This window comes from Runella sp. R5_40 (genome assembly GCF_057652295.1).
This window is the reverse complement of the sequence record NZ_JBYFCH010000001.1, coordinates 539,432-557,333: the sequence shown is the minus strand read 5'-3', so window position 1 is coordinate 557,333 and position 17,902 is coordinate 539,432. Positions and strand designations below refer to the sequence as shown.

General features: G+C 45.7%; 18 protein-coding genes. 11 read left to right on the top strand and 7 right to left on the bottom strand.

Annotated features, from left to right (window positions below):
* Positions 1-15: 15 nt before the first annotated feature.
* Positions 16-1,581, bottom strand: a complete 1,566-nt coding sequence (locus AC23N5_RS02445; RefSeq protein WP_487754350.1) for a calcineurin-like phosphoesterase C-terminal domain-containing protein — start codon at positions 1,579-1,581, stop codon at positions 16-18.
* Between the two features lie 147 nt (positions 1,582-1,728).
* The gene (locus AC23N5_RS02440; RefSeq protein ID WP_487754349.1) at positions 1,729-2,709 is read right to left on the bottom strand and encodes a hypothetical protein; all 981 of its coding nucleotides are present in this window, start codon (positions 2,707-2,709) and stop codon (positions 1,729-1,731) included.
* 623 nt (positions 2,710-3,332) lie between these two features.
* Between AC23N5_RS02440 and AC23N5_RS02435 the strand changes: the two genes are divergently transcribed.
* Entirely contained in the window at positions 3,333-4,142 is an 810-nt protein-coding gene (locus AC23N5_RS02435) for an SDR family oxidoreductase (protein WP_487754348.1), read from the top strand.
* A 4-nt stretch (positions 4,143-4,146) separates the two neighbouring features.
* On the opposite strand, the gene AC23N5_RS02430 is transcribed toward AC23N5_RS02435, so the two are convergent.
* Together AC23N5_RS02430 and cobA are read right to left on the bottom strand one after the other, a co-directional pair.
* Positions 4,147-5,304 carry an alpha/beta hydrolase family protein gene (locus AC23N5_RS02430; RefSeq protein WP_487754347.1) on the bottom strand — a complete coding sequence of 386 codons (1,158 nt, stop codon included), beginning with the start codon at positions 5,302-5,304 and terminating at the stop codon, positions 4,147-4,149.
* Between the two features lie 20 nt (positions 5,305-5,324).
* A complete protein-coding gene (cobA, locus tag AC23N5_RS02425) occupies positions 5,325-6,083 on the bottom strand; it encodes a uroporphyrinogen-III C-methyltransferase (protein WP_487754346.1) in 759 nt (252 codons plus the stop codon).
* Between the two features lie 362 nt (positions 6,084-6,445).
* Here cobA and nirB point away from each other — a divergent pair, with 362 nt between their 5' ends.
* From nirB to rpsG, 9 genes are all read left to right on the top strand, one after another.
* Entirely contained in the window at positions 6,446-8,953 is a 2,508-nt protein-coding gene (gene nirB, locus AC23N5_RS02420; protein ID WP_487754345.1) for a nitrite reductase large subunit NirB, read from the top strand.
* 33 nt (positions 8,954-8,986) lie between these two features.
* On the top strand, positions 8,987-9,325 hold the full coding sequence (gene nirD / locus AC23N5_RS02415; RefSeq protein WP_183978200.1) for a nitrite reductase small subunit NirD: 339 nt from the start codon (positions 8,987-8,989) through the stop codon (positions 9,323-9,325).
* 11 nt (positions 9,326-9,336) lie between these two features.
* Positions 9,337-10,773, top strand: a complete 1,437-nt coding sequence (locus tag AC23N5_RS02410; RefSeq protein ID WP_487754344.1) for an ATP-binding protein — start codon at positions 9,337-9,339, stop codon at positions 10,771-10,773.
* A 4-nt stretch (positions 10,774-10,777) separates the two neighbouring features.
* Positions 10,778-11,431 (top strand): response regulator, encoded by a 654-nt coding sequence (locus AC23N5_RS02405; RefSeq protein WP_028523852.1) that lies wholly within the window; start codon positions 10,778-10,780, stop codon positions 11,429-11,431.
* 54 nt (positions 11,432-11,485) lie between these two features.
* A complete protein-coding gene (locus AC23N5_RS02400; protein ID WP_487754343.1) occupies positions 11,486-12,295 on the top strand; it encodes a sulfite exporter TauE/SafE family protein in 810 nt (269 codons plus the stop codon).
* 13 nt (positions 12,296-12,308) lie between these two features.
* Positions 12,309-12,686 carry a rhodanese-like domain-containing protein gene (locus tag AC23N5_RS02395; RefSeq protein WP_183978206.1) on the top strand — a complete coding sequence of 126 codons (378 nt, stop codon included), beginning with the start codon at positions 12,309-12,311 and terminating at the stop codon, positions 12,684-12,686.
* A gap of 61 nt (positions 12,687-12,747) precedes the next feature.
* Positions 12,748-13,944, top strand: a complete 1,197-nt coding sequence (locus AC23N5_RS02390) for an ATP-binding protein (RefSeq protein WP_183978208.1) — start codon at positions 12,748-12,750, stop codon at positions 13,942-13,944.
* Between the two features lie 145 nt (positions 13,945-14,089).
* Positions 14,090-14,518, top strand: a complete 429-nt coding sequence (gene rpsL / locus AC23N5_RS02385; RefSeq protein WP_028523856.1) for a 30S ribosomal protein S12 — start codon at positions 14,090-14,092, stop codon at positions 14,516-14,518.
* Positions 14,519-14,647: 129 nt separating this feature from the next.
* Positions 14,648-15,115 (top strand): 30S ribosomal protein S7, encoded by a 468-nt coding sequence (gene rpsG, locus AC23N5_RS02380; protein ID WP_122932575.1) that lies wholly within the window; start codon positions 14,648-14,650, stop codon positions 15,113-15,115.
* Between the two features lie 83 nt (positions 15,116-15,198).
* Here rpsG and ftsY read toward each other — a convergent pair whose 3' ends face one another.
* The 3 genes from ftsY to rpmG all read right to left on the bottom strand — a co-directional run bounded on the left by ftsY (position 15,199) and on the right by rpmG (position 16,673).
* A complete protein-coding gene (gene ftsY / locus AC23N5_RS02375; protein WP_487754342.1) occupies positions 15,199-16,155 on the bottom strand; it encodes a signal recognition particle-docking protein FtsY in 957 nt (318 codons plus the stop codon).
* A 96-nt stretch (positions 16,156-16,251) separates the two neighbouring features.
* Positions 16,252-16,404 carry a DUF4295 domain-containing protein gene (locus AC23N5_RS02370; RefSeq protein WP_084332196.1) on the bottom strand — a complete coding sequence of 51 codons (153 nt, stop codon included), beginning with the start codon at positions 16,402-16,404 and terminating at the stop codon, positions 16,252-16,254.
* 86 nt (positions 16,405-16,490) lie between these two features.
* Positions 16,491-16,673, bottom strand: coding sequence for a 50S ribosomal protein L33 (rpmG, locus tag AC23N5_RS02365; RefSeq protein ID WP_028523859.1), 183 nt, complete (start codon positions 16,671-16,673; stop codon positions 16,491-16,493).
* 123 nt (positions 16,674-16,796) lie between these two features.
* On the opposite strand from rpmG, the gene AC23N5_RS02360 reads away from it, so the two are divergent.
* The gene (locus AC23N5_RS02360) at positions 16,797-17,831 is read left to right on the top strand and encodes a sensor histidine kinase (RefSeq protein ID WP_183978211.1); all 1,035 of its coding nucleotides are present in this window, start codon (positions 16,797-16,799) and stop codon (positions 17,829-17,831) included.
* Positions 17,832-17,902 lie beyond the last annotated feature (71 nt).

Below are 17,902 nucleotides of genomic sequence, written 5' to 3'. Positions count from 1 at the left end.
GGTCGAACAAAAACATTACGGTTTTTCTACCCGAAACGTTTTTGTTTGGGTAAACGTCCGCCCAAACATGTCTTTGGCACGAACTTCAATCGTGTGCGTACCTTCTACTTTGGTATTTGGAAATGCCACCGACCACAAGTGCGTTGACTTGACGGGATTGCTTGGCCGACGTCCTGGCATCAACTTCTCCGAGGCATCCCAGCGGTAAAGAGCCGCCACATAGCGAGGGTCGGCTTCCCGTGTGTAGGTCATGGGTTTCCAATCGCCGTTATCGAGGCGGTATTCAACCACATCTTTTTCACTTCCCATAAAAAAGTTGGCATATACTTTGGCCGCCGTTCCACGGTCAGACGGGATGACGTTTGGTGCATAAATATCAATTTGATAATCGCTAGGTTTGCCCACCACTTTGTAGTCGATGGTATATTGATTGCCGTTGAAATTTAGGAAAACGTAGCCCTTTGGTGTGCCATCGCGCATGGTAGAAGCAGGGACGCCCTGGTCATTTTTTTCGCCCGAATACCAGTCGCCCGAGGTTGTTCCAACGTTAAATTCATAGAAAGGTTTAGCGCCTTGCCATCCCTCTTTTGCACCGAAAAGGTTTTGTTGTTGGAAGTGCGTGTGGGCCGAAAGAGCAAGTGTGTTGGGATAGTCTTTGAGGATAGAAAAAAGACGTTGGCGGTCTTCCAAACGAAACGATTCTCCCTCTAATTCCAAAGGAATATGGAATGCTAAAACCACCAAATTTTCTTTAGGAACAAACTTGAGGTCATTTTCTACAAAATCGAGCTGGTCTTTGCGGAAGCCACCCCAATAGCCCTTGCCGTCGCGCGGGTCAGGATAGAGGATGTCGTCAAGCACGATAAAATGGACTTTGCCGTAATTGAACGAATAATTGACGGGGCCTAAATGCGATTGAAACGCCTCGTTGGCATGTTCGTCTTGGGTCACGTCGTAGTTCATGTCGTGGTTGCCTGTAAGATTATACCACGGAAGTCCCACTTTTCGAATCGTTTCTTTATACGCTTGGTGTAAATCAAGGTTATCGCCCACCAAATCGCCCAAACTCAACCCAAAAGCGACCTCTTTGATGCCTGCTACCTCTTGGACAACCCCTTTTTCAAAGTGTTTTATTTCGTCTAAAGTATAGGGTTGTGGGTCACCAAAAATGAGGGCTTTGAAGTTATCGGCTTCGGGAGAGGCCGTCAAGGCAAAATCCAATGAAGCAGGAAGTGCACCCGTTGGTGCTGCTCCTTTGTACTTCAATTCGGGTGCACCTTTGGGTTTGTGTAAATAGTAAGACTTTGGGAGGTTGTTTTCGTCCAAGGCTACTTTATAACCTGTGGGTTTGATGACAAAGAAGATATTATCGTCGCCAACGGGCAACTGATACTCACCCTTTGCGTTGGTAAGCACCACGTCTGTACCGTTGGAAACGGCAACGTTGGCAATGCCTTTTTCTTTTTTGTCTTTCTTAAAATTGCCATTTAGGTCTTCGTAAACAATTCCCTTGGCAACATTTTGGGCAGCAGCCGTGCCGAGCAGGAACGTGGATAAGAGCAGGAGTGTAAATTTGTTCATAAGGGAGAGGTTTGATTGAAACGGGGATAATTAACTGCAAAAGAACAATTGGTATGTTAACTCATGATGAAGACAGGATTATTATACACATCAACCCATAAAAAAAGGCAGCTTTTGAGGGCTGCCTTGGGGTTTCGCGCGGAAGGTTTACCAGTTGATACCTGACTCTCCAAATCCTAACTTCCTAGTAAACTGCGACGAAAGCTTTGACTTACTTGAGATATAACGCACACTGGCTCCAATGAAGGGGGCAATGTTGGGGTTCTGAGTTCCGAGGTTTTCGCGAGCGGCATTGAAGGTGCGGATTTGGCGGAAGGTTCCCAAGCCTGCTTCTAACGACACGTTGAAAACGGTAAACAAGTGCGCATTGGCAGCAACCGAAAATTTCACCTGCTGGTAATTGCTCCGTCGGAGCATTTTTTCTACACTGGTTACTTGTTGAAAACCACCACTATAACCGTCGAATGCTCCAATCATGTCGAAGTTTAGCCATTCATTGAAACGGTAGTTGACATCAGTACGAAACGGTAACAACGCTGACACGCGCCATTGTTTGTTGATGCGTTTATTAATACCAAAAACGGGTACGAAGCGAATTTTTTGGTTATAAATCAGCACTGTTCCGTAAGCGATTTGGGTATGGATTCCTAAAATTCGCATCCGCGCCCCTCCGCCCCAAAAGAAAGGCTGAGGTGTAAAAAACGTCTCGTTTGACTCCGTTAGTCCCAGACCACCGCCATAAATCCACAGGCGGTCGCGGAGGCTGGCTTGAAGCATCAAGACACCCGCAGAAAACGTTTTGTAGCCATTGTCGGGCGTGATGGTACTGTTGATACTTGGGTTGATTTGTGACGCATTGGCCAACATCAAAAAGTGACGGGCGCGTAAGTCCAGTTTTTTACGAAGACTAAATGCCACATCCACTTCGCTGCGGAGTGGAATGATGGCATTGAACGACGTTCTAGTAAGCCCAAAACGTTGACTGTTTCCCATGTTGGCATCGGCCATCATATCGGCGCGAAGTGTAGCATTAGGGTAAAAAAGACGACTCAAAGCAAAGTGCTGGGCGCGAGCGTGAGGGAAAATGAAAATCAAGAAAAAAGGAACGCACAAACGCAGTCTGGTCATAAAAATGTCATTTGGTGGAATTAACGTGTAAAAATGCACGATATTGCAAAAAAACTCAATTTAGGCAAATGTCAGGAGGGTTGCTAACGTGTGGAGGGTTGCTCACAACCCGACCGATTTGGAATGTCGAGTGCAGAGGGTAGAATGTCGAATGTGAGGAGGGGCGTTAATGTGAGGAGGGTTGCTAACGTGTGGAGGGTTGCTCACAACCCGACCGATTTGGAATGTCGAGTGCAGAGGACAGAATGTCGAATGTGAGGAGGGGTGTTAATGTGAGGAGGGTTGCTAACGTGAGGAGGGTTGCTCACAACCCGACCGATTTGGAATGTCGAGTGCAGAGGGTAGAATGTCGAATGTGAGGAGGGGTGTTAATGTGAGGAGGGTTGCTAACGTGTGGAGGGTTGCTCACAACCCGACCGATTTGGAATGTCGAGTGCAGAGGGTAGAATGTCGAATGTGAGAAGGGGGCGTTAATGTGAGGAGGGTTGCTAACGTGTGGAGGGTTGCTCACAACCCGACCGAATATGGGGCTCGCAACCCGACGACTAAAAACAGGAAATAGATGCTTCCTATCGTCAGCATGACAGGGAATTCTAAAGAAAAAAACAGGAAACCGAATATAAATGAACCTAACCAATAAAGTTGTTTGGATAACGGGGGCTTCGTCGGGAATTGGCGAGGCTTTGGCACATGAATTTGCCAAAGAAGGCGCCAAGCTAGTGCTTTCAGCGCGGCGTCTCGAAGAACTGGAACGCGTCAAACGAGAATTGTCTTTGCCAGAAAACGCCGTGATGACACTGCCGATTGACATGCTTCGCCCCGAAGAATTTGCGGCTAAAACTCAGAGCGTATTGGCGCATTTTGGTCGTATCGACGTGCTAGTACCCAACGCAGGAGTAAGTCAGCGCGAAAAGTTTTTGGACATTGCCCCTGCTGATTTTAAGCGATTGATGGATACTAATTTTACGAACCTTGTCCTGCTCACGCGCGAAGTCCTGCCGCATTTGTTGGCACAAAAATCGGGAGGAATACTGGTAACAAGCAGCGTAAGTGGCAAAATTGGTACGTCATTTCGCACGTTTTACAGTGCTTCCAAACACGCCATTCAAGGTTTTTTTGATTCGTTGCGCGGGGAAGTATGGCAAGAAGGAGTGCAGGTGACGATTGTGTGTCCTGGCTATATCAAAACCAATATTTCGTACAATGCCATTGGAAAAGACGGAAAACCCTTTGGCAAGATGGACGAAAACCAAGCCAAAGGGATTCCAGCCGATGTGTGTGCGCGTAAAATGGTCGCAGCCTTCAAAGCAGGAAAGCGAGAGGTCGTTATTGCAGGTTTTATGGAAACCCTTGGTACGTACCTCAAGCGTTTTGCGCCAGCGTTGTTGTGGCAGTTTACCAAAAATTACAGTATCAAATCCGTTGACCAATAGTTGATTACCAATTGAGCAAGGCTGTCACGGCGTCATCGCCGATGGCCGCATTGCTAGGGCGTGGGTGGTCGGCGTTGAATACTTCCAACAGCTTACGGTCGAGCAGTTGCGCATTACTTTCGTCGATACTGCCATCGGCCTTGGTCACTTTCGAAATATCTAAACGTAGGTGTTTAGCCAAAAAACGATAGGCTGCGGCTCTTTTTGAAGGGCCGTAGTCGTGTTTTTCGGTGGGTAGATGGACGTTTTCTACCAAATTAGCTTTTCCGTATAAGCGATAAATCTTCTGCAAATGCGGGTATTCCACCTCAGGATTGTGCTTGGTCCAGTCGGCACCATCCGAAACAATTAGCAAGGGTCGAGGTGCAGCAAGGGCGGCAATTTCTACGTTATTGGTCTGAAAATCTCCTTTTTTATGCACAGGCATGCCACTTTCGCAGGTACATCCGCCAAAAAAATGCGCCGAAACCATCACGACAGGAACGGCCACTTTTACGCGCGGGTCGAGGGCGGTAAGCATGAAGGTTTGAGTACCTCCGCCTGATTCACCTGTCACACCTGCCCGATTTTTATCGATACCAGGTTGGTCTAGCAAAAAATCCAATGCCCGAATGCTATTCAAGGCTTGCAGTTTAAACGCTTTGGGAAGTTTGTGTTGGCATTGTTGGGCGTCGCTGTACCCCAGCATGTCAAACGCAAAAACAACGGCACCCATGCGGGCCAGGTTGGCACAGCGAAACTGCATTGCCTCCAAAAAACGAGCATCGGCGTTTTGGGTATGTCCGTGTGGACAAAGTACTGCTGCAAATGGCCCTTTTTGCTGGAGGGGGCGGTACAAATTTCCCGTTACATAATAGCCCTCTACGCTCTCAAAAGCCACATTTTCAACGCTGTATCCGTTTAGCTCTCGTCGGCTGTGGACAATGGGTTTAGATGTTGGGCGGGGTGGAAGGTTTTTGAGTTCACCTCCTTCCAAAATGCGATTACGGATTTGGGCAGCGCGGTTTTCCCATTCTTTTTTGGAAGAAGGAACGTGTTTTTCTAAAAATTCTTTGCCCTGTGCTTCGGTAAAATAGCCACCCTGACACAATTCTGGGGTTGTTTGACCAAAGGCTAACTGACAACTCATGCCAACAATGAGAAAAGATAAAAGACGGTTCATGGTGATGGGAAGGATTGGTTTTATCCAAAAGCCATCGTTGCTTCCAACCTACCGTTGGGATAGGCAGGATGTAACCGTACAACTTCTCCGATAACGATGATGGCAGGGTTGGCCAATTGCTCTTTTTCAACCACTTCTACAATCGTATCAACGGTGCCTAGGCCAAGCTTTTGTTGGGGTGTGCTGCCGTTCTGGATAATAGCGACGGGCGTATGACCACGTCCTGCCTCCGAAAGCAGGGAGGTAATTTGGCTGAGGTGCTGCATTCCCATCAAAATCACGAGGGTAGCCGTGCTATGAGCGGCTTTGGCGACGTCGTTGGAGAGGCTGTGGTTTTTGGTGGTGCCCGTGAGTACCCAAAAACTTTCGCTCACTCCTCGGCAGGTAAGCGGAATACCCGCCAGGGCAGGTACCGAAATGCTGCTCGAAATGCCAGGAATTACGGCGGTTTGAATGCCAAATTCTTGGGCAAAGGCAATTTCTTCGTACCCCCTGCCAAAGACAAAAGAGTCACCACCTTTGAGGCGAACGACATGCCCATACGTGAGGGCATAGTCAACAATGAGTTGGTTGAGGTCGCTTTGGGCAAATTCGCAGCGCCCACGCCGTTTGCCTACATAAACCAGCTGCGCGTGAGCAGGGGCGTAGGTGAGGAGTTCGGTGGATACCAAAGCGTCGTAAAGAACAACGTCTGCTTGTTGTAATGCTTTGATGCCTTTGAGTGTGATGAGTTCGGGGTCGCCAGGGCCAGCCCCTACCAGTGTCAATGTTGGTTTCATAATCAGTCCCTAATTTAACTTATTTACTCACCAAAGAGCCGCCACCCTTTTGGTGTATTTTGTACTTTATAAATACTTTTTTGAAATATTATTTTACCAATGTGCATATTGATAGAATAATAGATTAAAATTAAGTATTTTTTCAAAATTAAGTATTATTTTTAAGTATTCGTAGGAAATAATATTCTATTTTTGCAAAAGCTAGTTTTAAAAACAGCCATCATTGGTGTAAAAATTGTAAAAATCAGAATATTTGGTTTTTGTTCTAAGTAGCACAGGATTCAACTTTTATAAGAATTACTCATTAAAAATTGAAGTACATATAGAGGATTAAATTAGGGATTGTAAAAACAATTTTCTCCATGACACAACCGCTAAAGGTAGTGGTAGTAGGCAACGGAATGGTAGGCTATAAGTTCTGCGAAAAGTTGCTGACAAAAGTAGGTGGCGGCCTATTTTCTATCACGGTAATTGGTGAAGAACCTCGTCCAGCGTACGATCGGGTTCATCTCTCCGCGTATTTTTCGGGCACGTCAGTCGAAGAACTGACAATGGCGCCCGCAAGCTGGTATGCCGAGCACGGCATCCAACTACTTACTGGGGAGTGTGTGGTCAAAATCGACCCCGCAGCTCACTATGTTCAGACCCACACAGGGTTACAAATTCCTTACGACAAGCTGGTGTTGGCGACGGGCTCAGGGGCCTTTGTACCTCCTGTGCCAGGCGTAGAAAAAGAAGGGGTGTTTGTGTATCGAACCATCGAAGACCTCGACGCCATCATTGGTTATTCCAAAGGGGCAACGCGTGCTGCGGTGATTGGAGGAGGGCTTTTGGGGCTAGAAGCCGCCAAAGCAACCCTCGATTTGGGCTTAGAGACCCACGTAGTGGAGTTTGCACCGCGACTTATGCCACGGCAATTGGACGCGGCAGGGGCTGGGATGCTCAAACGAAAAATGGAAGCGTTGGGGATTCAAATTCACCTCAATAAAAACACGTCACAGTTTGACGGAGGAGCGGCAGTTGTTGGGCTTTCGTTTGCGGACGGAACCTCGCTGGAGGTGGATATGGTCGTGATTTCGGCAGGAATACGCCCCCGCGACGAGCTGGCAAAACAAGCCGCTATCGCCGTTGGGCCAAGGGGTGGTATTGTGGTGAATGACCAACTTCAGACGTCGCATCCTGATATTTATGCCATCGGTGAATGTGCGCTTCATCAAGGAATGATTTATGGACTCGTTGCCCCTGGCTACGAAATGGCCGAAGTGGTGGCAAACAACCTAGTACAAGGCCCAACTGTCAAGGAATTTAAGGCGTTTGATATGTCCACAAAACTGAAACTCATCGGTGTCGATGTGGCAAGTTTTGGCGAGCCTTTCTGTGAACAAACTCCCCACGATACGATTGTGGTGGAAGACAAACTCAAAGGTATTTATAAGCGCCTGAATGTGACGACCGATGGGAAATACCTGTTAGGGGGGATTTTGGTGGGAGAAGCCGAAAACTACAACATGCTTCTTCAAACGGTCAAAAATCGTTTGGTATTGCCACCTAACCCCGAAGATTTGGTGCTGCCTGCGCGTAAAGGTGATGGTGCCTCGGCGGGAGCAGGCGTTGCTGCCCTGCCAGACGAGGCCAGTATTTGTTCGTGCGAAAACATTACCAAAGGAGCTATTTGTCAGGCCATTGAAGAACACAACTTGCCCGATGTAGCGGCCATCAAGAAGTGCACAAAAGCAGGAACGGGCTGCGGAGGTTGTGTGCCGATGCTGTCTGATTTGTTGACAGAAACCCTCAAAAAGCAAGGTAAAGTTGTAAAAAAAGTGCTTTGCGAGCACTTCGATTATTCGCGCCAAGAAATGTATCACCTGATTCAAACGTCGGGGACACGCACCTACGACGAAGTGGTAGCGAAGTTTGGAAAAGGCTGTGGCTGTGAGGTGTGTAAACCAGCCGTCGCTTCGATGCTGGCCAGTATTTATAACGATGTCATTGCCAAACAGGCGGTAATTCAAGACACGAACGACCGTTTTATGGCCAATATTCAACGAGGAGGGACGTACTCGGTCGTGCCCCGCGTCCCAGGCGGAGAAATTACCCCCGAACAACTCATTGCGCTCGGAACAGTCGCTAAAAAGTATGATTTGTATTGTAAAATTACTGGTGGACAGCGGGTTGACTTGTTCGGAGCGCGGGTTGAACAGCTGCCTTTTATTTGGGAAGAGCTGCTCGAAGTAGGCTTTGAAAGTGGTCATGCCTACGGAAAATCGTTGCGTACGGTCAAAAGTTGTGTGGGAAGTACGTGGTGCCGATTTGGGGTACAAGATGCGGTCGGATTTGCGATTCGGGTAGAAAACCGATACAAAGGCATTCGTTCGCCACATAAACTTAAAAGCGCCGTTTCGGGCTGTACGCGTGAGTGTGCCGAAGCCCAAAGCAAAGATTTTGGCATCATCGCAACCGATAAAGGGTGGAATTTGTACGTATGCGGAAACGGCGGAATCAAGCCTCAGCACGCGCTGCTGCTAGCCAGCGACCTCGACGATGAAACTTGTTTGAAGTACATCGACCGCTTTTTGATGTTTTACATCAAAACCGCTGAACCACTCCAACGCACCGCTACTTGGTTCAATAAATTGGAAGGGGGAATGGAGTACCTCCGCGACGTGATTATCAATGATAGTTTAGGGATTGCGGCTGAATTGGAACGCGAGCTGCAATACTTGGTCGATACGTACCACGATGAGTGGCGAGTGGCCGTTGAAACGCCTGAAATCAGGGCTCGTTTTTCTCATTTTGTCAATGTGGAAGAGCCTGATCCAACGTTGGAGTTTGTGGAGATGCGTGGACAAAAACGCCCCGCTGATTGGTAATCTATCCAAGTTTCACCCTAAAACTGAATTAAAATGAATAATCAACCTACTACTTGGTTCAAAGCAGCACCCATTTCTGCTTTTCCCGAAAATGGGGGTGCTTGTGTTAAATACAACGACAAACAAATTGCGGTGTTTCATTTCAAACAACTCGATAAATGGTACGCGACCGACAACGAATGCCCCCACAAGCATCAAATGGCCTTGAGCCGTGGGATGATTGGCGACCAGCAGGGGCATCCGAAAGTAGCGTGTCCTTTTCATAAAAAAACGTTTTCCCTTGAGACAGGACTGAACTTACAAGGCGAAGATTATTGCATCAATGTGTATCCCGTTAAGATAGAAGACGGATTTGTGTTTATCGGAATTTAACATTCCAACTTATGCCATTACGCGTACCTAAACGTTTTACTCGGCTGTATATCATGGCCTTATCGTTGGTTGCATTTCTGACGATACTCGGACAATTATTGGTTCAAAATTCCTTGGAGGGGTCGCTGCACGACTCCTGGCTGGTGAATTATGCGGGCCGTCAACGCTTTCAAAGTCAGTTGATTGCCAAAAGTGCCCTTTTACTTACCCAGCGACCAGATTTGGCCGATAAAGCAACGCACGTGACAGAGTTAAAAAAGGTGTTACGCGATTGGGAAGATCACCACGACCAATTAAAAACGGGAAACCTTCGGGATATTAAAGCGACTTCGGTAAACAGCGATACCGTACGGGCGATGTTTGAGGACATTGATGCGCATTTTCAGGCAATTGCGCGCAGTACCCATGCGGTCATCGGCTGGCTCGAACAGCCCGTCCGCGAAGGAACTGTGGATGTTCACCTAAAAAATATCTTTGCGCATGAACTTGTGTTTTTGCGCAAAATGGATCGAATCGTATTTCAATACGACCAAGAAGCCAAAGCCAAAGTGACAACGCTCCGACGCATTGAACTTTGGCTGATGGCTTTTACGCTTTGTGTTTTGTTAGTGGAGGGATTATTTATTTTTCGCCCCGCCGTCGTAAAACTTTCCGAAACGCTTCATCAGCTCATAGAAGCACGCGAAAAAACGCATCAGGCCAACCAAGAACTTCAAAAAGCCTATCAAGAGCTGCGTGCTACGCAGGCCAAGTTGCTAGAAGTCACGCAACATCGGCACCGCCAAGAACTGAAAGAACAAAAAATTCACACTTCAGCGCTGCTGCAAGGGCAAGAAGAAGAGCGTCGCCGCCTTTCCAAAGAGCTTCACGACGGGGTAGGGCAGATGCTAACTGGGCTGAAATTGATGGCCGAAAGCTTTTCAAATGGAACGGGATGGTCAGAAAAGGACCGCCAACAAGCCATCAATCTTCGACAATTGGTAGGGCAAACAATCCAAGAAGTACGAGGGATTTCTAACAACCTGATGCCTACCGTTCTGAATGATTTTGGGGTGAAGTTGGCCCTGAAACAGCTTGTGGATTCTACCGTCAGAAATACAGGCGCGCCGTTGGTTTTTGAGTCAAATCTTAACGACGAACGTTTTGAACCACGGATTGAAATAGGGCTTTACCGAATTGCCCAAGAGGCCATTCACAATGCCGTCAAACACGCGCAAGCCACCACTATTGCCGTTCGTATTTTTCGTCAAGAAAAAGACATTGTACTCAAAATTACCGACAACGGCAAAGGGTTCCGAATCAATAAAAAAACGCAATCAACGCTCGTGCCTACGCATGGCTTGACCAACCTCCAAGAACGTACGCGTTTGCTGGATGGGAAAATCAAAATTCATTCAACAGTAGGCCAAGGCACCGAAATCATTGTAAATATTCCTCAACATAACTAACAACATGAAGAAAATCCAAGTAGTACTCGTCGATGACCACACAATAGTCCGAAATGGGCTGCGGTCGATTTTAGAAAGTACCGACGAAATCGAAGTCATTGGCGAGGCCGCCAATGGGGAAGAAGCCCTCGAAAAAATTGCCTACTTAAAGCCTCAGGTGATGCTCATTGACATTTCGATGCCAGGCATGTCGGGTATTGAGTTGGTAGGTAAAGTGGTGAAGCAAAGCACTGCCATCCGACCTGTCATTTTATCAATGCACAACGATGACGCGTACATCCTCAAGTCTGTGGAGGCAGGGGCGTACGGTTATTTGTTGAAAGATGCCACGCGTGATGAAATTTTAGCGGCCCTACATTCGGTTAAAAATGGCGAAAAATATTTCAACCCTTCAGTAGCGGCAGTGATTGTGAATGGGTATTTGTCGCAGGTTCAAAAAGTAGAAAAAGCGTCAGAATCACGAAAAACATTACTTTCCAAAAAAGAAAAAGAAGTGCTAAAATTGCTGGTGGAAGGCATGAGTAGTCGTCAAATTGCTGATACTCTTGATCTTAGTGTTCGTACTGTTGACAACCACCGTGCCAACATGATGCGCCGCCTTCAAGTACATAATGCGGCCGAATTGGTAAAATTAGCCTTAGAAGAAAAGTTACTGTAAATTTGTAAAGCACAGTTAGTCGCCAAACCATCCTCCTAGCTGTGCTTTACTTTTATGGAAATCATTGGGTACGCAGGAGCGCTTGTGATGGGGCTTTGCTTGGGACTTATTGGTAGCGGTGGAGCTATTCTTACCGTACCCATTTTAGTATATTTGTTTGGCGTTGAGCCACTTCTAGCCACCACTTATTCTCTTTTTATTGTGGGGCTCACGAGCCTAGTTGGAGCCACGGTCCGAGCGGGTGCGGGGCATATTCATTGGCCACTGACGTTAACTTTTGGAATTCCTTCGGTGGTGAGTGTGTTTTTGACGCGTACCTATTTGCTGCCCCTTATTCCCAATCCAATACTTCAAGCTGGTACTTTTATTCTTTCTCGTTCGAGCTTTTTACTGGCATTGTTTGCGGTATTGATGGTTTTTTCATCATTTTCGATGATAAAAAATCCGCCAAACCAATTCCCAAGGAATAGCAATCCATCAGTAGGTGGGTATTGGCACGTCATAAATATGTTGCTCAAGGGTTTTTTAGTGGGCGGAATCACGGGATTGCTGGGAGCGGGAGGCGGTTTTTTGATTATTCCAGCGCTGGTGCTGATTGCTCGCCTTCCGATGCAACAGGCCGTAGGGACATCGTTAGTCATCATTGCGACAAACTCCCTGACGGGTTTTTGGCGCGATTACGAATTCCATTCGCGCATCAACTGGCCATTTCTTGTGCATTTTTCTACCCTTGCAGTCATCGGTATTTTACTGGGGAGTTCGCTGGCTCGCAAAATCAGTGGTGATAAATTAAAGCCAATTTTTGGTTATTTTGTGCTCGTGATGGGCTTTTACATTTTATTCAAAGAACTGTTTTTATCTTAACTTTTTTCACAACATGAAAACGCTGCTTGCAACTTTTACTTTTGTTATTGTGCTATTGGCTGGCACCTCTTTGCGTGCCCAAGAAAACTTAGCCCCTAAAGACTTTATTCAAAAACTCAAGACCACACCCAATGCCCAATTGTTGGACGTCCGTACCCCCAACGAATGGAATGCGGGAAAAATAGCGTCATCGAAATGTATTAATTACAACGACCCAGCATTCAAAGAGCAAGTCCAAAAGCTTGATAAAAACAAACCCGTCTTTGTCTATTGTGCCGTAGGAGGGCGTAGTACGAAGGCATCACAAATTTTAAAAGAGTCAGGCTTTAAATTAATCTACAATTTGCAGGGTGGTGGCTACGCCGACCTAGCCAAGGAAGGAATAAAATAGGGATTTGTAACGTAGAAGTGGCGTCAATAACCTATATTTGTTTTGAAACAAAAACGTTTTTATGGAAAAATTGTTCTCATTTCAAAACAATATACTGCAAAATACGCCTCTATCGTTTAAACGGTATTTATATCAGCAGATCCCTTTTCATAGCCGTTTAGTAGGTGTGAAGGGAATTCGGGGAGTAGGAAAAACAACGTTATTGTTGCAATATTTTAAAACACAGTCGTTGTCAACGTCCTTGTACGTCACAGCTGACCATCCGTGGTTTTACCAACATTCATTGCTCGAAACCGCTGAAGAATGGCACAAACAGGGCGGGCGTTTACTAGTTATTGATGAAGTGCATAAATACGCTCATTGGTCGGCGGAGTTAAAGAATATTTATGATGGCTTTCCTGAAATGCGGGTACTTTTTACGGCTTCATCTGCCCTTGATATTTACCGAGGAGAGGCCGATTTAAGTCGTAGGGCTTTGAGTGTTACCTTACATGGAATGTCGTTTCGAGAGTATTTATCATTATACCAACTGGCTGATTTACCTTCTTTTCCATTAAGTGACCTGCTCGAAAACCATCAAATAATAGCAATGGAGTTGATGCAAACACTAAAGACTCCATTGCTACACTTCAAAAAATATCTTCAAACTGGCTATTTACCACTTGGAGTTCAAACTTCTTCTGAGCAAGAATATGGGATGAGAACTTTCCAGCTCATTGATGCTGTATTGGGCTTTGATTTAGCTTTTTTGCATGATTATTCAGCGAGTCATCAATCTAAAATTAGACGATTGTTGGGAGTTCTAGCTGATACAGTTCCTTACATTCCCAATATTCAAGAATTAGCTACGGTACTACAAGTTAGCCGAAATACCGTACTAATGTGGCTTCAACACCTAGAACAAGCGGCGATCATTCGTAATATTCACAAAGAAGGCCATGGAACTTCGGTACTTCAAAAGCCTGATAAAATTGTTTTGGAGAATACGAATTTCAATTACGCGTTAGGTAAAACGCCCAATGAAGGTACCCTACGTGAAACATTTGTGGCAAATCAACTCTGTAATAAAGGACACCATTTGGTATTAGCTGAACAAGGTGATTTTATGGTAGATGATAAATATACGTTAGAGGTAGGAGGAAAAAACAAAAAAAAGAAGCAAATAGCGGCATTATCCAACGCCTGGATTGTAAAAGATAACATTGAAATAGGTTATACAAATGTCATCCCCTTGTGGTTATTTGGTTTTTTATATTGAACCACAGTTTTGAGAATAATTTTCTCCAAATAGCATACTTACTAAAAAAACTTAGCGTATATTCTTGGTGATCAGAAGATAAACTTCTATTTTTGCACTCCCATTTTTGGGGTGGTATAACCATTTTTGAAAAAAACAGTATAAAATGCCAACTATTTCACAGTTAGTACGCAAAGGACGCGAACAAATGACGTGGAAATCTAAGTCACCAGCCTTAGATTCTTGCCCACAACGTCGCGGTGTATGTACGCGTGTATACACCACGACCCCGAAGAAGCCAAACTCGGCTTTGCGCAAAGTTGCGCGTGTACGTTTGTCAAACATGAAGGAAGTCAACGCTTATATCCCAGGCGAAGGTCACAACCTCCAAGAGCACTCAATCGTATTGGTGCGTGGTGGTCGTGTAAAAGACCTTCCAGGGGTACGTTACCACATCGTTCGTGGTGCGCTTGATACCGCAGGTGTAAACGGTCGTAAACAAAGCCGCTCACTTTATGGTGCTAAACGTCCGAAACCAGGACAAGTAGCTCCAGTAGGAAAGGGTGGAAAACCAGCACCAGGTAAGAAGAAGTAATTAAAACGCGTTAGCGTTCGTCCTTTTGTTTGCATAGTACATTATAGCATAAAAGGGTAGTAATCCCGAAGCTAGTTCGGGATGAATCAGTTGAAAAACGAAACCTACATTGATTAACAACTCAGTACAATGAGAAAAGCAAAACCTAAAAAAAGATACCTATTGCCTGACCCTAAGTACAGGGACGTAATGGTAACCAAGTTTGTGAACAACTTGATGTTGGAAGGTAAAAAAAGTACAGCGTACGAAATTTTCTACGGTGCATTGGAAATTGCTGAAAAACGTCTTAACGAAAGTGGCCTTGAAGTATGGCGCCGTGCGTTGAACAACGTAATGCCTGCTGTAGAGGTGAAAAGCCGCCGCGTAGGTGGTGCTAACTTCCAAGTTCCAACTGAAGTTCGTCCAGACCGTAAAGTTGCTTTGGGTATGAAGTGGATGATTAAGTACGCTCGTTTGCGCGGTGAAAAAACCATGCGTGACCGTTTGGCGGCTGAAATCGTTGCGGCATCAAAAGGTGAAGGTGCTTCTGTGAAGAAGAAAGACGATACGCACCGTATGGCTGAAGCCAACAAAGCGTTCTCGCACTTCCGTTTCTAGTAAACTGAAGCGCCTGACTAGGCAAAATATAAAAGCCGACTCTCTTGAGGGTCGGCTTTCTTTTTGTTCGTGCTTTTGGGCGGTTATTTCTTAAATAAAGAATCGACAAATTGGGTACGGTCAAACACTTGTAGGTCGTCCATGCGTTCGCCTACGCCAATGTATTTGACAGGAATTTTGAACTCGTCTGAAATACCAATCACAACGCCCCCTTTGGCAGTGCCGTCGAGCTTCGTAATCGCCAGTGAAGTAACTTCGGTGGCTTTGGTAAATTCACGTGCCTGAATCACGGCATTTTGGCCTGTGCTTCCATCTAACACCAACAATACTTCATGAGGGGCTTCGGGCAATACTTTCTGCATCACACGCTTAATTTTCGTTAGCTCGTTCATCAAGTTTACTTTGGTGTGTAAGCGCCCAGCAGTATCTACAATTACCACGTCAGCACCCATTTCTACCCCTTTCTTGACGGCATCGTGCGCCACGGCAGCAGGATCGGTATTCATACCATGCTCGATGACGGGCACGCCAGCGCGCTGTCCCCAGGTTTTGAGCTGATCTACAGCAGCAGCGCGGAAAGTGTCACCTGCGCCCAAGACTACCTTCTTGCCACGTTTGTTGAACTGGTGGGCCAGTTTTCCAATGGTCGTTGTTTTGCCAGCGCCGTTTACCCCCACAACCATGATGACATAAGGTTTCGGTAGGTTGTCGGTTTCAAAGCTGTCTTTAACATCAAGTGATTGATTCTCGGTAAGCAAGGCAGCAATCTCGTCACGAAGGATACGGTCGAGCTCGCCAGTGCTTGTATATTTGTCTTTTGAGACGCGTGCTTCGATGCGTTCAATGACTTTGACGGTCGTGCCAACGCCCACGTCTGAGCTAATCAGAATCTCCTCTAACTCATCTAAGACTTCCTCATCGACGGTTGATTTACCGACGAGTGCGCGGCTCAATTTCCCAAAGAAGCTTTCTTTTGATTTTTCGAGCCCTTTATCGAGCGTCTCTTTTTTTTCTTTCGAGAAAAAATCAAATAAACCCATGTTATCGTTTGTATAAATTCTGCCACAAATGTACAACAAAAAAAGTCCCTCATGGGGACTTTCTTAGAATATCGTTACGGTAACAGAGATTGCGAATTAGTTTTTCAACGCAGCCTGTACCTCATCGGTAGGAACGATAACCTCTTTAAAAGTGTAAGCACCAGTCTTTGGAGATTTCACAGCTTGAATCACCTTAGCATAAGTCTTACCACCTTCTTTTTTCAGGGTTGCAACTACTTTCTTTGCCATTGTAAGTATCAGTTAAGATTGTTAAAAGTTAGTGTCTAATCGTTTAACAGTACCAATTAACTAGTTAACGATCAACAAATAACAAATTATTTAATTTCTTTGTGAACCGTTACTTTCTTCAAGTATGGATTGTATTTCTTCATTTCCATACGGGCAGGTGTGTTTTTACGGTTCTTTGTCGTGATGTAACGCGACATGCCAGGAACGCCTGATTCCTTTTGAACCGTACATTCCAAAATTACTTGTATTCTGTTACCTTTCTTTGCCATTGCTTTTCAAAAATTTCAAAACGGAGCGCAAAGTTACAGATAGTCAAGCATAAGACAAAACATTTTCTTAAAATTTCAGGAAAAATATTTGCGTAACTTTGCGGCAGAGACATCTTTACCCTCATGCGATTTACGCCACGTATCATTGCTTTCTTACTTGCTTTGGCCATTTCGGCCATTACTGTCGCCTTTCTTTCGTTTGTAAGTGGTACCAACGGAAGTATGTTTTTTGTGGCAGGTCTCGCCAGTTTTTCGGCCGCTTTTTTTCTCATAATGTACGCCATTGAGATTTTGGTGTACCGTGAAGTGACCAAAATGCACCAGACCATTCAACGCCTGAAACTCAAGGACTTTAGCTTTCCAAGGAAGTCGATTGTGAGCGATGCCAATCCGTTGAAAAAACTCAACCAAGAGATTTTTGTCTATGTGGCTCGAAAGCAGCAAGAAATCGACGAACTAAAAAAACTAGAAATATTCCGTCGGGAGTTTTTGGCGGATGTTTCGCACGAATTAAAAACGCCCATTTTTGCGGCGCAAGGGTTTATTCATACCCTGCTGGATGGTGCCATGGACGATGTAAAAGTGCGGGATAAGTTTCTGCAAAAAGCCGCCAAAAGCTTGGATGGGCTCGATGCACTCGTCAAAGATTTAGTGGCACTGTCGCAGATGGAAACGGGAGAAATCCGAATGCACAAGGAAATGGTGGACTTGCGTTTGCTGACCTTGGAAGTCTGTGAACAGCTTGAACACAAAGCAAACTTGCGCAAAACCCTCCTAAAAATTAAACCCGACCAACTGGCGCACGTTTGGGTAAAAGCCGATGCCTATCGAATTACGCAAGTGATGACAAACCTCATCGAAAACGCCATTAAATACGGAAATGACAACGGAAAAGTCGTTGTCCATTTTGAGGAAGAGAAAAAACATTTTGTAATATCCGTACGTGACAATGGCCCTGGGATTCCGTCGGAACACTTGCCGCGCTTGTTTGAGCGGTTTTATCGGGTGGACAAAAGCCGCTCGCGTGAAAAAGGAGGAACGGGGCTGGGACTGGCCATTGTGAAGCATATTTTGAGTGCGCACGGGTCAAAGATTTCGGTAGCGAGCAAAGTGGAAAAAGGGACAACCTTTAGTTTTAAACTGGAGAAAGCTGACTAACTGACTTATTTTACGGATTAGGCGAATTGAACTTTTTTGACTTATTTTACGCCTTTAAAAGAGAAAAATAG

What these genes read in the sequence shown, in the direction of transcription:
- AC23N5_RS02395 (WP_183978206.1), top strand. Translation starts at nt 12,309, where the DNA reads ATGAAAACGCTGCTTGCAACTTTTACTTTTGTTATTGTGCTATTGGCT.
- cobA (WP_487754346.1), bottom strand. Translation starts at nt 6,083, where the DNA reads ATGAAACCAACATTGACACTGGTAGGGGCTGGCCCTGGCGACCCCGAA.
- AC23N5_RS02360 (WP_183978211.1), top strand. Translation starts at nt 16,797, where the DNA reads ATGCGATTTACGCCACGTATCATTGCTTTCTTACTTGCTTTGGCCATT.
- AC23N5_RS02430 (WP_487754347.1), bottom strand. Translation starts at nt 5,304, where the DNA reads ATGAACCGTCTTTTATCTTTTCTCATTGTTGGCATGAGTTGTCAGTTA.
- AC23N5_RS02410 (WP_487754344.1), top strand. Translation starts at nt 9,337, where the DNA reads ATGCCATTACGCGTACCTAAACGTTTTACTCGGCTGTATATCATGGCC.
- AC23N5_RS02405 (WP_028523852.1), top strand. Translation starts at nt 10,778, where the DNA reads ATGAAGAAAATCCAAGTAGTACTCGTCGATGACCACACAATAGTCCGA.
- AC23N5_RS02390 (WP_183978208.1), top strand. Translation starts at nt 12,748, where the DNA reads ATGGAAAAATTGTTCTCATTTCAAAACAATATACTGCAAAATACGCCT.
- rpmG (WP_028523859.1), bottom strand. Translation starts at nt 16,673, where the DNA reads ATGGCAAAGAAAGGTAACAGAATACAAGTAATTTTGGAATGTACGGTT.
- nirB (WP_487754345.1), top strand. Translation starts at nt 6,446, where the DNA reads ATGACACAACCGCTAAAGGTAGTGGTAGTAGGCAACGGAATGGTAGGC.
- AC23N5_RS02440 (WP_487754349.1), bottom strand. Translation starts at nt 2,709, where the DNA reads ATGACCAGACTGCGTTTGTGCGTTCCTTTTTTCTTGATTTTCATTTTC.
- nirD (WP_183978200.1), top strand. Translation starts at nt 8,987, where the DNA reads ATGAATAATCAACCTACTACTTGGTTCAAAGCAGCACCCATTTCTGCT.
- AC23N5_RS02370 (WP_084332196.1), bottom strand. Translation starts at nt 16,404, where the DNA reads ATGGCAAAGAAAGTAGTTGCAACCCTGAAAAAAGAAGGTGGTAAGACT.
- rpsG (WP_122932575.1), top strand. Translation starts at nt 14,648, where the DNA reads ATGAGAAAAGCAAAACCTAAAAAAAGATACCTATTGCCTGACCCTAAG.
- AC23N5_RS02435 (WP_487754348.1), top strand. Translation starts at nt 3,333, where the DNA reads ATGAACCTAACCAATAAAGTTGTTTGGATAACGGGGGCTTCGTCGGGA.
- ftsY (WP_487754342.1), bottom strand. Translation starts at nt 16,155, where the DNA reads ATGGGTTTATTTGATTTTTTCTCGAAAGAAAAAAAAGAGACGCTCGAT.
- AC23N5_RS02400 (WP_487754343.1), top strand. Translation starts at nt 11,486, where the DNA reads ATGGAAATCATTGGGTACGCAGGAGCGCTTGTGATGGGGCTTTGCTTG.
- rpsL (WP_028523856.1), top strand. Translation starts at nt 14,090, where the DNA reads ATGCCAACTATTTCACAGTTAGTACGCAAAGGACGCGAACAAATGACG.
- AC23N5_RS02445 (WP_487754350.1), bottom strand. Translation starts at nt 1,581, where the DNA reads ATGAACAAATTTACACTCCTGCTCTTATCCACGTTCCTGCTCGGCACG.